Annotated in this window: 12 protein-coding genes; all 12 read left to right on the plus strand. The window is 30.4% G+C overall.

Annotated features, from left to right (window positions below; genetic code table 11):
- Positions 1-3: 3 nt before the first annotated feature.
- Positions 4-456 carry a Fur family transcriptional regulator gene (locus tag M3P09_RS15760; RefSeq protein WP_249973871.1) on the plus strand — a complete coding sequence of 151 codons (453 nt, stop codon included), beginning with the start codon at positions 4-6 and terminating at the stop codon, positions 454-456.
- Between the two features lie 12 nt (positions 457-468).
- Positions 469-1,755, plus strand: a complete 1,287-nt coding sequence (locus M3P09_RS15765; protein ID WP_249973872.1) for an adenylosuccinate synthase — start codon at positions 469-471, stop codon at positions 1,753-1,755.
- A 72-nt stretch (positions 1,756-1,827) separates the two neighbouring features.
- Positions 1,828-2,970: a helix-turn-helix domain-containing protein gene (locus tag M3P09_RS15770; protein WP_249973873.1), complete on the plus strand. Its 1,143-nt coding sequence runs from the start codon at positions 1,828-1,830 to the stop codon at positions 2,968-2,970.
- A gap of 75 nt (positions 2,971-3,045) precedes the next feature.
- Positions 3,046-4,374, plus strand: a complete 1,329-nt coding sequence (locus M3P09_RS15775; RefSeq protein ID WP_249973874.1) for a hypothetical protein — start codon at positions 3,046-3,048, stop codon at positions 4,372-4,374.
- Between the two features lie 48 nt (positions 4,375-4,422).
- Positions 4,423-4,827, plus strand: a complete 405-nt coding sequence (locus M3P09_RS15780; protein WP_249973875.1) for a hypothetical protein — start codon at positions 4,423-4,425, stop codon at positions 4,825-4,827.
- A 99-nt stretch (positions 4,828-4,926) separates the two neighbouring features.
- Positions 4,927-5,862, plus strand: coding sequence for a M28 family peptidase (locus M3P09_RS15785; RefSeq protein ID WP_249973876.1), 936 nt, complete (start codon positions 4,927-4,929; stop codon positions 5,860-5,862).
- 83 nt (positions 5,863-5,945) lie between these two features.
- Positions 5,946-7,763: an OstA-like protein gene (locus M3P09_RS15790; protein WP_249973877.1), complete on the plus strand. Its 1,818-nt coding sequence runs from the start codon at positions 5,946-5,948 to the stop codon at positions 7,761-7,763.
- On the plus strand, positions 7,764-8,951 hold the full coding sequence (locus M3P09_RS15795) for an aspartate aminotransferase family protein (protein ID WP_249973878.1): 1,188 nt from the start codon (positions 7,764-7,766) through the stop codon (positions 8,949-8,951).
- Between the two features lie 151 nt (positions 8,952-9,102).
- Positions 9,103-10,491: a tetratricopeptide repeat protein gene (locus tag M3P09_RS15800; protein WP_099562880.1), complete on the plus strand. Its 1,389-nt coding sequence runs from the start codon at positions 9,103-9,105 to the stop codon at positions 10,489-10,491.
- 53 nt (positions 10,492-10,544) lie between these two features.
- Positions 10,545-11,465, plus strand: a complete 921-nt coding sequence (locus tag M3P09_RS15805; RefSeq protein WP_249973879.1) for a polyprenyl-phosphate transporter — start codon at positions 10,545-10,547, stop codon at positions 11,463-11,465.
- Positions 11,465-12,481 (plus strand): DUF368 domain-containing protein, encoded by a 1,017-nt coding sequence (locus M3P09_RS15810; RefSeq protein ID WP_249973880.1) that lies wholly within the window; start codon positions 11,465-11,467, stop codon positions 12,479-12,481. The genes M3P09_RS15805 and M3P09_RS15810 overlap by 1 nt, the downstream gene beginning before the upstream one ends.
- Entirely contained in the window at positions 12,478-13,215 is a 738-nt protein-coding gene (locus tag M3P09_RS15815; RefSeq protein ID WP_099562883.1) for a shikimate dehydrogenase family protein, read from the plus strand. The genes M3P09_RS15810 and M3P09_RS15815 overlap by 4 nt, the downstream gene beginning before the upstream one ends.
- Positions 13,216-13,297 lie beyond the last annotated feature (82 nt).

Here is a 13,297-nt window from a genome sequence, read left to right on the forward strand (position 1 = left end):
ATTATGAATGCAAAAGCAGATACAAAAAATCAAGACATAGTTAAAAGCGTATTTACTAGCTTTTTAGAAAGTAACGGGCATAGAAAAACTCCAGAGCGATACGCTATACTACAAGAAATTTATAATAGCACCGAACACTTCGATATTGAGTCTTTATACCTTAATATGAAAAACAAGAAATATCGTGTTTCTCGTGCTACACTTTACAACACTATTGAATTACTTTTAGAATGTGGTTTAGTTAGAAAACATCAATTTGGACAAAACCAAGCGCATTACGAAAAGTCATATTTCGATAGACAACACGATCATGTTATACTTACAGATACCGGTGAAGTTATTGAGTTTTGCGATCCGCGAATTCAATCCATAAAAAAAACCATCGAAGAAGTTTTTGATATCGAAATTAATAACCACTCACTTTATTTTTACGGAAATAGAAAATCAACTAAATAACTAATTTTTACAATGGCAGTAGATTTACTACTAGGATTACAATGGGGAGACGAAGGCAAAGGAAAAATTGTTGACGTACTAACATCCAACTACAATATTATTGCTCGTTTTCAAGGTGGTCCAAATGCAGGACATACCCTAGTTTTTAACGGAAGAAAACATGTTTTACATACCATTCCGTCTGGGATTTTTCATGACGATGCAACAAATTTAGTAGGAAATGGGGTAGTTATTGACCCTGTTATCTTTAAAAAAGAACTAGATAAATTAGAAGAACAAGATGTAGATTATAGAAAATCGCTTCTTATTTCTCGCAAAGCTCATATTATTTTACCTACCCATCGTTTGTTAGATGCTGCTAGTGAAGCCTCAAAAGGAAAAGCTAAAATTGGGTCTACACTTAAAGGTATCGGTCCAACTTATATGGATAAAACTGGTCGTAATGGTATTCGTGTTGGCGATTTAGAGTTAAGCGATTGGAAGACACGCTATAGAGCTTTAGCAAATAAGCATGAATCAATGATTTCTTTTTATAATGTTGATGTTCAATACGATTTAACCGAATTAGAAAAAGAGTTTTTTGAAGCTGTAAAAGTTTTAAAATCTTTAAAATTTATTGATTCTGAAGAATATATTTATCAAGCACAAAAATCTGGACAAACTATTTTAGCCGAAGGTGCTCAAGGTTCATTACTCGATATTGATTTTGGTACGTATCCTTTTGTAACATCAAGTAACACTACAGCAGCTGGTGCTTGTACAGGTTTAGGTGTATCGCCTAATCAAATCGGTGATGTTTTTGGAATTTTTAAAGCCTATACAACCCGTGTGGGTTCTGGCCCATTCCCTACCGAATTGTTTGATGAAGATGGAGCAACTATGGCAAAAGTTGGTAACGAATTTGGTGCAACAACAGGAAGACCTAGACGTTGTGGCTGGTTAGATTTAATTGCCTTAAAATATGCATGTCAAGTAAACGGTGTAACACAATTAATGATGATGAAAGGCGACGTACTTTCTGGTTTTAAAACCTTAAAAGTATGTACAGCATATAAATATAAAGGAGAAGTTATAAAACATTTCCCTTACAATATCGAGCCAGAAAATGTAGAGCCTATTTACTCTGAATTTTGTGGTTGGAGCGAAGATTTAACTGAAATGTCTGAGGCTTCTCAATTACCAAAAGCATTAAATGAGTATATAGAGTTTTTAGAAAAAGAGCTGGAAATTCCAATTACCATTGTTTCTGTTGGTCCAGATAGAAAACAAACTATTTTTAGGCAACAATTGGTTTCTTAAAAGCTTAAACAAATATTTTAAATAAAAATTAAAGACTACTTTCTAAGTAGTCTTTTTCTTTATATTTGATTTATGAATGATTTAAATTTTAATATTTACAACATCACTATAATCTCAGGAGTTATACAAGGATTTATATTTAGTCTTATAGTTTTAACTCAAAAAAAATATATTACCAATAACACTATTTATTTAGGTTTAGTAGTTCTTTTCTTATCACTAAGCAACTTACAATATTGGTTTTTAGACACTCAACTAGCAAACGTCTATTCATTTATAAAGTTAATTTACATTCCTTGGCATTGGTTAGTTTTACCCATGTTTTATTTATATGTACACAAATTTATTGGTCGTAAAAAACTCAATTATAAAATCAAATTGATTCTAATATTACCCTTTTTTATAGTTTTATTAATCCATATTACATACATCTTATTAACGCATTCATCAGATAGTATAAACAAAATTGCTTCACATTTTCAAAGAGGAATATATGTATATATAGAATTTTTATCTTTTATTTTTAATATCCTAATCATGGTTTTTGTATATAGAATGATTTTAAAACATGAAAGAGACAAAAGCTATGATATTACATGGGTGAAATCTGAAACTAACTGGTTAAAAAAATTAATCTATACAGGGGTAATTGTATGTTTTTGCTGGTTTTGTGCTTTAATAATTGTTGTTATTTATAATTTGAATAAATCATATATATTCTATCCGATGTGGATTGGAATTTCTGTGCTAGTCTATTGGATTGGTTATGTAGGCATAAATAAATCCAAAGATTTAAAAAAAAGAATTGAGTTAAGAAAAAAAAGGATCTCAATTTTAAAAAAAAGTAAGCTAGTGCCAAATCTACAAGAAAACTCTAAAGGGTTTTATAAACTAGAAATCTATATAAAAGGAGAGAAAAAGTATTTAAACCCTAATTTAACTTTAAAGGCAATATCAAAAGAGCTTAGTCTAAGCGAAGGGTATCTGTCACAATTAATAAACAAAAATACTGACTCGAACTTTAATGACTATATAAATTTATTAAGAATTGGAGAATCAAAAGAAATGCTAGCTAATCCCGATTATAATAATTATACCATAGTCGCTATTGGTTTAGAATCAGGTTTTAATTCAAAATCCAGTTTTTATTCAGCGTTTAAAAAGCATACAGGAAAAACACCAATGGAGTATAAAAAAGATGTCCGGAATCCTTAACTTCATATAGAAACTGGACTTTATATGATAATACAACACTAATATTGTTTCATCTATTAACAAAAATAAAATAACATGAAGCAAACATTTTTAAAAGCAATTCTTTTACTATTCATTACCATAGTGTTTACAAACTGTGATAAAGAAGAAATAACTACAGAACAACAAGGCAATATTGAAACCGTAAGCATTACTGAAGTTCAAAATTTATTTAGTATTGACGAATTTTCAAAAAATTCAAAACAAAAAAATGAGCCGTACGCTATTCCAAACCTAGACTTCATTTCTCACGAAGAAATTACTGATAGTGAAGAATTGCTAACTATAATACCTGCGTATACCAATTACCAAAATGTTTATAGCCGAATTTTATTACTAAAAATAGAAGATTCTATCGAATCTGTAATTTTCAGCATGGTAAGAGATGAAAATTCAAGTACTGAACAATTTTCAGGAAAGCTCTATATCACAGATTTAGATGGCAACTACATTAATGCCTTTAAAGTTGTTGATGACATATTGGTATCGAGGTTTCTAAAACCTACATCAATAGAATCAAAATCCTCAAAAAGCCTAACAACTTCTAAAGGAGATGAAGATGAAGAAGATTGTTGGGGTATTGCTTGCGGTATGGAAGGCGAGGAAGTCGTTATAAATGCAACCAAACCTAAAAATATCAATTATATCCCGTTAGAAATTTTGTACCTAGGTGGAGGCGGTGGTAGTATCAATAATACTTGGAGTCCAATATCTGGTGGTGGAAGCACTGGTAGTACAGGTTGCTCTGAAGGTTATATTAAAGATGGTAATGGGAATTGTGTAGCTACAGTTGTAGTTGTAGCTCCAGACAACCCAATAACGGATATGAAAAAATTCTTAAATTGTTTTGACTCTACGCAAAACGCTGAACTTACAATTTATGCTGACCAGCCTGTTAATAATTCTTCTCTACCCATAAGTAGTTCTGGAGACCCTGGTCACGCCTTTGTATCCATAACACAGAATGGAAACACAGTTTCTTTTGGGTTCTATCCAGATCAAAAAGCTAAATCATTTGGTGCAGCAGATGGAGCAATAGGAAATAATCAAAACCATGAATATGACGCAAGCATTACTATTAATATATCTGGTTCAATCTTATCTGAAATATTAAATTTTGCTAATACAATTCCTACTAGCTACAATATTAATCTCTATAATTGCACTGATTATGTAATAGATATTTCAAATTTTACTAGTTTGAATTTACCTAATTGTTTCGCTATATATCCAGGTATAGGTAATGGTGGTTCAAGCCCTTCTGTTTTAGGGCAATATATTCGGGGTTTACCTGAAAGCGATAATTATTCAATAAATACGACTATAGCAAATGGGCCTGCTCAATCAGGAAATTGTAATAATTGATTATTTATCAAATGGATATTAACTTAAATTATTCCTAATCTAATTAAGATGAAAACAAAATTAAACTCATTTAAACAGCTAAACTATCTTAAAGTTCTTTCAATTATTATTTTTTTAATAATTACTAGAAACAATCCACATGCTCTCATACCAATGCTCTTAGTATTAATAACATCTTTGATTTATACTTTTACAGAATTTGAACATACTATAATGCCAATACTAGCATCTGTTGGAGTGATTTTGGTTTTATTTTCATTTATAAAAAACAAAAAAAATATTTTAATTATTGGTTATTTTCTAACATATATAATTTTAATAGATATGTTATTAGACAAGAATTTATGGGAAAGAATAGATAAAGAAATTTATTTTTTCATTACCACTATTAGTTACATAACTTTATCAATTTATATTATTGTTAAATCTTTTAAGATAGTTAAATTAAAATAGTGTTGATTTATTATAATAACAAATATAAAACACTTCAAACAATTTTGAAGTGTTTTTAGGTATTTACAAAATAGCGAACTATAATAAAAAACATTCCAAATGAAAAAAATATTCCACATCTGCCTTCTAGTATTCTCAATTTGCGTTTATTCCCAAAACAACTCTATAGATTCTTTAGAGCTTACAAATAAAACCAGAATTGAAGTCGATTTACTTAAAATAACCCAAACTCCGAAAAGTAGAAATTATCAAAATATAAAATCCTTAAATACTGTAGCAGATTATATAAAATCTGAATTAATCAAGGCTTGCGATTCCGTTATTTTCCAACCATACAAAGTAAACGGAGCCATTTATAAAAATGTTATCGGTTCCATTGGTATGGAGCACAAAAAGCGTATTATTATTGGGGCACATTATGATGTATGCGGCAATCAGCAAGGGGCAGATGATAATGCTAGTGGCGTTGTAGGATTACTTGAACTAGCACGCTTGCTTTCAAAAGAGCAATTAAAATACAGAATAGATTTTGTAGCCTACACCTTAGAAGAACCTCCATTTTTTAGAACCAAACAAATGGGAAGCTATGTTCATGCCAACTATTTACACACAAACAACATTCCTGTAAAAGGTATGATTTGTTTAGAAATGATTGGGTATTACAGTCAAAAAAAAGGGTCTCAAAATTATCCAATACAAGAAATGGCTATAGAATATGGCACTATTGCCGATTTTATTACCGTAGTACAAAGTGAAAAAAGTGGTGCGTTTGGGAAGCAAATTGAACTACTAATGAAACAACAGCATGTAATTAAAACTAACTCTTTTAAAGGCTCTAGTTTGGTTGCAGGTGTAGATTACTCTGACCATTTAAACTATTGGAATTTTGACTACCCTGCTGTAATGATTACAAATACCGCTTTTTATAGAAATAAAAATTATCACACTAAAGACGATACTATCGAAACTTTAGATATTGATAAAATGAGAGCTGTTATAAAGCAATTATATTTAACCATTAAAAATTTAAAATAATCACGCTTTAAAATCATAAAAAAAACACAACAGATAATTAAACATTATTATTATCGTTATTTTTGCTACAAACAAATTTTACTTTGAGACTATCTTATCTTTTTTATATCCTACTTTTTATTGTTTTAGGGCAACCCCAATTTAGTCAAGCTCAAAAAAAAATCAAAATTGAGTACTCAGGTTTTTTAAACTTTGATGAACTTAAATATCCTGGAGCAAAAATTTTAACCCGAGATGATTCAGAACAGGTACATATTATCCATGAAGATATTAATATGTGGTGCGATAGAGCCATCCATTATGGTAAAGAAGATTTTATTGAAGCTTATGGTAATGTAATTATAAAACAGGGAGATACCATAACTATGATGTCAAAATATGTTGAATATAGTGGTATAACACAATTAGCATTTGCCAGTGGCGATGTGGTTTTAGAAAACCCTGATTCAAAAATTTCATCTGACACATTATATTTTGATCGTGTAAAACAACAAGCGTTTTATAGAAACGGTGGTAATGTAGAAATTGACTCTTCAGGAACTATTACCAGTAAAATTGGGCGCTATTACATGGATGCAAAAAAGTATAAGTTTGTAGAAGATGTAGTTTTAACTAATGATAGTACAGTAGTAAATTCCAATTACTTTGACTTTTATGATGAAACTGGTCATGCCTACCTCTTTGGCCCTTCAACCATAACTACACCCGAAAGCAAAACCTATTGTGAAAAGGGCTTTTACGATACCGAAACTAAAATAGGATATGCAGTAAAAAAAGCAAAAATAGATTATGAAAGCAGAACCATAGAAGGTGATAGCTTATATTTTGACAACAATACTAGTTTTGCATCTGCTACCAATAATATTACTGTAACTGACACAATAAACAAAAGCATTATAAAAGGGCATTATGCTGAAGTATACAAGCAAAAAGATTCTATGTTTATAACAAAACGTGCTTTAGCTATTACTGAACAACAAAAAGATTCTATTTATATACATGCCGATACTCTTATGGTTACAGGCAAGCCTGAAAAAAGAATAACTAGAGCCTTTAGAAATGCTCGCCTTTTTAAATCGGACATGAGTGCTAAAGCAGATTCTATACATTCGAATCAAGAAACTGGCTTAACAAAACTTATAAATATTTCGCGTTTTGATAATGATGATGCCTTTTCTGTAAAACGAAAACCTATCCTTTGGAATATTAAAAATCAAATGACTGGTGATACTATTCATTTAAAATCTAATCCTGAAACCGAAAAATTAGATTCGCTTATTGTATTTGACAATGCCTTTATTATTAGTAAAGACACTTTGGATGCAGGTTACAATCAAATAAATGGTAAAAAGCTAGTGGGCTTATTTGATGATGATAATGAGTTATATCAAGTAGATATTTTAAAAAATGCACAATCTATTTACTATTTTAGAAATGACCTAAACGAACTTATTGGTATAGATAAATCAAAATCTGGAAGCATTAAAATTTCTATAGTAAATCGGGACATTGAGGAAGTAAGGAAGATTAATCAAATAGATGGCGATATTTACCCAGAATCTAAGTATCCAAAAAACGAAAAGCTTTTAAAAGGTTTTGATTGGAGAGAAGATGAACGTCCTAATAGTGTTAAAGACCTATTCGCAGATGATCCTCCTCTAGTTTTGCCAGTTATAAAAGGTTTGGAAGATTATGTACCTCAAAAAGATTATGTAGATGAAGATGTACTGGAACGTGTTAAAAAAGCAGAAAAAGAAGCTAAATCAGCTTCAAAAGAAAAATCTAAAGCTTCAAGGAATTTGCCTAAACCAACTAAAAAGAAAATTATTCCACCCAAGCTAACGGAGGCAGATAAAAAGAAGTTAAATAATGCCAGTGGTGTCTCAAAAGAGCAACAATAAATGACATCCGATTTTTTTAAATATCAAGCACAAACCTCTCCTCATCCTTTAGCCATGGAAATTTTTCATGCTAATGGTTCATACATTTATGATATTAATAATAAAGCCCATCTGGATTTTGTAGCTGGGGTTTCTGCATGTACACTAGGGCATAACTACCCAAAAGTAGTTAATGCCATAAAATCTCAATTAGATAAGTATATGCATGTTATGGTTTATGGAGAATATATTCAAAAACCAGCAGTAGAGCTCACAAAACTATTGGCAGAACAACTCCCACAATCTTTAGAAAAAACCTATTTAACAAACTCTGGAACCGAAGCTATTGAAGGCGCATTAAAATTAGCAAAACGAGCTACAGGACGAATCGAAATTATAGCTGCAAATAAAGGGTATCATGGTAATACCATGGGGTCAATGAGTGTTATGGGCTATGAAGAACGTAAACAAGCCTTTCGTCCATTGCTGCCAGGGGTTAGGTTCATTGATTTTAATAAAGAAGCAGACTTAAAGCATATTACTACTAAAACCGCTTGTGTTATTTTAGAAACCATTCAAGGTGGTGCAGGTTTTATCGAACCAGAAAATGATTATTTAAAAAAAGTTAGAAGTCGTTGTAATGAAGTTGGAGCCTTATTGATTTTAGATGAAATCCAACCTGGGATAGGTAGAACAGGCAAGCTTTTTGGTTTTCAGCATTATAATTGCATTCCAGATATTTTGGTTACAGGAAAAGGTTTAGGAGGAGGAATGCCAATTGGCGCATTTACAGCTTCTAGCAAGCTCATGGATTTACTAAGCAATAAACCCAAGTTGGGTCATATAACAACCTTTGGAGGGCATCCAGTTATTGCAGCTTCAGCTTTAGCAACTTTACAAGAGGTAATCCAAAGTAATTTAATGCAACAAGCTTTAGAAAAAGAGCAACTATTCCGAAAACTTTTAGTGCATCCCTTAATTCAAGAAATACGTGGTAAAGGATTAATGCTTGCCATAATTACACCTTCTGATGCTATTACAAATTCGCTAATTCTTAAATGTCAAGATGCTGGTTTAATACTTTTTTGGCTTCTTTTTGAGCCTAAAGCAGTAAGAATTACACCCCCTCTTACCATCTCAAATGAAGAAATTGCTAAAGGATGCTCTATTATTATTAATATTTTGAATACTATTCAGCAAGAAAATTAATTTTCAATCTGTTGAAAATCAAACAAAACCGTATTCAAAACCACATTCTTAGCACAACTGTTGATTACTTTGTTAAAAACATTTGGGATATAAGCTTTAAGAATTAGAATAGAGCCTTAAATTTATTAACGAAGAAACTTACAATGTGCTTATGGAGTTTAGTCATAATGACAACAACAATTTGCCTCTTACAAAGTTTGAATCGATGTTAAAAACTAATCATGTTTTATTCTTCGATTCAGAAGAATTTGAAAACATCATTCACCACTATCTTAATCAGGGTAAAATTGCTTTAGCAAAAAAAGCCATTAAATTAGGTTTAGATCAGCACCCAACTTCAATTAATTTAAAACTTTTTAAAGTAGAGATTTATGTTTTTGAAGACAAATTAGCTGATGCCGATGCTTTGCTAAATGAGCTTTACTCTTTAAGTCCTCTAAACGAAGAAATTTATATTCAGAAAGCAAATGTTTTATCAAAAAAAGATGAGCATTTAAAAGCTATTGAGGTTTTAAAAAAAGCACTAAAGCTTACAGATGATGTTGTAGACCTGTATTCCTTAATAGGAATGGAGTATCTGTTTTTAGATAGATTTGAAGATGCCAAAACATACTTCATGAAATGTTTAGAGCAAGATTTAGATGATTACTCTGCTCTATATAATGTTATTTATTGCTTTGAATTTCTTAACCAAAACGAGGATGCAATATCCTATTTAAATGTATTTTTAGATAAAAACCCATATTGCGAAGTTGCATGGCATCAATTAGGAAAGCAATATGTAATTTTAAAAAAATATAAAAAAGCGTTAGCAGCTTATGATTTTGCTATTATTTCTGACGACACATTTGTTGGTGCGTATTTGGAGCGCGGAAAAGTTCTTGAAGAGTTAAAGCGCTACGAAGATGCAATTGAAAATTATAATATCTCTCTTCAATTAGATGAGCCAACCTCTTTTGCACTATTACGAGTTGGTAATTGTTACGAGAAATTAAAGAATGACGACTTAGCAGTTCAATATTACTACAGAACTGTGCATGAAGACCCTTTATTAGATAAAGGATGGATTGCTATTACTAAGTTTTATAATAAAAAAAGAAACTACCAAAAAGCGTTATATTATATTAATAAAGCTATTAATATTGATACAGAGAATGTAATGTATTGGAAGTTATATTCGCAAATCAATCAACGTTTAAAGCTATATGAAGAAGCAGAACGCGGATACAAAAAAACTTTAGAATTAGGCAATTACGAACTAAACACATGGTTATCTCGAGGAGATTTGTTAATTAAATTGGGTGAGCCCCAAGCTGCAATATATAATTTTGAACAAGCTATTGAGTTTTATCCAGAAAATGCTGAAATAGAATTCAGATTAGCCGGACTTTATTTTTCTTTAAATGAAAAAAGCAAAGGCACTTTTTATTTAAAAAATGGATTAAAGCATAACGAAGAATACAACTTTATAATTGAAGAACTTTTTCCTGAAGTTTCTAATAAAATCTTTGTAAAAAACTTACTAAAAACAAATCTATAAGTAAACGTTTCACTAAAATGCATACCTTTGGTTTAAGCAAAAATTAACAAAGTATGCAAAGACGTTTTATAGATTATCTAATTATTTCTTTAAAAGGAATTGCCATGGGTGCTGCCGATGCTGTTCCTGGGGTTTCTGGTGGTACTATTGCTTTTATTTCCGGTATTTACGAAGAATTAATTTCAACTATTAGTAATGTCAATCTTTCATTATTTAAAACACTTTTTTCTAAAGGCTTAAAAGCATTTTGGCAGCAAGCCAACGGAAACTTTTTAACAGCGCTTCTATTAGGTATTATTGTAAGTTTTGTATCATTTATGAGGCTTGCAAAATATTTACTAGAATACCACCCTATTTTAATCTGGTCGTTCTTTTTTGGTTTAATAGTGGCTAGTATTTATTTTGTTGGTAAACAAATTACCAAGTGGAATATCGCTGTGATAATATCCTTAATTATTGGAGCATGCATTGCTTTTTATATTACTACACTTCCTGCTCTAGCAAATAATGACAATTCGTGGTTCTTATTTTTAGCTGGAGCTATTGCTATTTGTGCTATGATACTTCCTGGTATTTCAGGTTCTTTTATTTTAATAATTCTTGGCGCTTATAAAACATTAAGTAATGCTTTACATGACTTCGATATAAAAAAAATAGCTGTTTTCTCAATAGGTGCTCTTGTAGGCTTACTTAGTTTTAGCCGTATTTTAAAATGGTTGTTTAAACATCATCATAATATAACATTAGCACTGCTTACTGGATTTATATTCGGGTCTTTAAATAAAGTTTGGCCTTGGAAAAAAACTTTAACATGGCATAGAAACTCAAAGGGAATAAAAACACCTCTATTAGAAGAAAGTATTTCGCCTTTTTCTTTTGAGGGTGAAAACCAAATCACAGTTGCAATTATTTTAATGATTCTTGGTTTTTTAACTATTTTTATTCTTGAAAAACTAGGTTCGAAAAAACAATAATGCAAAGCACCAGAACTTTTACTGATAAATTATTTCTTATTCTAAAGGGACTAGGTATGGGTGCTGCAAATAAAGTTCCTGGTGTTTCAGGAGGAGTAGTTGCTTTTGTTGCTGGTTTCTATGAAGAATTTATTTATTCACTTCAAAAAGTAAATAGTAAAGCATTCAAATTGCTTATTAACGGGCGTTTTAAAAGCTTTTTTCAATACATAAATGGAAGGTTTTTAGGTTTACTTTTCTTAGGAATGATAGTTAGCTACTTTAGTGTTTCAAAAATTCTTGACTATTTAATAAAGCATTATGAATTATTTGTTTGGAGCGTTTTCTTTGGAATGATAATCGGTTCTATTTATTATATATATAAAGATTTTGAAGACTGGAATTATAAAACATACCTATCATTAGCCATAGGTATTATTGTAGGTTTAAGTATTAGCTTTTTAAATCCGGCCAAAGAAAATGATAATCTTTGGTTTGTGTTTTTTTGTGGTATAATTAGTGTTTCTGGTATGACACTTCCTGGTTTTTCTGGCTCGTTTATTCTTATTCTTTTAGGGAATTACGTATTACTTTTAGTTGATTCTGTTAACGCTTTATACGATTCATTTTTTGATATTCTAAAAGGCGACTTTAGTTTTATTGAAAACCCAGAGCGTATAAGAATGCTAAAAGTTCTTGGTGTCTTTACATTAGGGTCAGTAACAGGCCTAGTCACATTTTCACACCTATTAAGCTATATTTTAAAGCATTTTAAGAGCATCACACTTTCTGCTATTATTGGCTTTATTGTTGGATCTTTAGGAGTAGTATGGCCTTGGAAAAAAACAATTTATCAAATAAACAACAATGGCAGTTTTATATTAGATTCAACCGGAGAAAAAATAATTGAAAATTACAAACGCTTTATGCCAGAGTTAAACTCAGAAACTTTATATGCCATAGCATTTATTATTTTGGGCATCGTTATAGTTTTAGCTTTAGAGTTTTATGGTAAAAAAACAAGAAAAATTAAATGAACAAATTAGGGCTTTTAGGAAAAAATATATCGTACTCATTTTCAAAAACATATTTTAAAAAAAAATTTGAAGATGAAAAAATTAATAATGTCACTTACCAAAATTTTGATATTGACTCTATTGATTCTTTTCCATCACTAATAAAAAACACTGCAGACTTAAAAGGATTAAATGTTACTATCCCATATAAAGAACAAGTTATTCCGTTTCTTGATAAGGTAAATAAAAAAGCAAAAGCTATTGGGGCTGTAAACACCATAAAAATTACAAAAAAAGGAAATCTAGTAGGTTACAATACCGATTGTTATGGTTTTAAAAAATCAATAAAACCCTTTTTAAAACCACATCATAAAAAAGCAATAATTCTTGGCACTGGCGGTGCAAGTAAAGCAATTGCTTTTAGTTTAAAGCAACTAAATATTGAATATAGCTATGTTTCAAGAACAGCTTCAGATAAAGTTCATTTTACTTACGAGACTCTATCAGAAGAAGCTATCAAAAAACATACAATTATAATAAACTGTACACCTTTGGGCACATTCCCGGACGTAAATGATTGTCCAAAAATTCCATATAAAGCCATAACTAATAAGCATGTTTTATTCGATTTAATATATAATCCTGAAGAAACCAAATTTCTTAATTTGGGTAAAATTAATGGAGCTACTATAATTAACGGGTTAGATATGTTAAAATTTCAAGCTGAAAAAGCATGGTCTATTTGGAATTTGTAGTAAAATAATTACTCAAAGCGTTAAAAGCACCGCTTCCTCTTTGTAAATACTAGAGTTGTTATTATCTTTAAACTTTAAAGTA

Origin of the sequence: Jejuia spongiicola (assembly GCF_023502325.1) — a bacterium.
GTDB classification, from domain to species: domain Bacteria; phylum Bacteroidota; class Bacteroidia; order Flavobacteriales; family Flavobacteriaceae; genus Wocania_A; species Wocania_A spongiicola.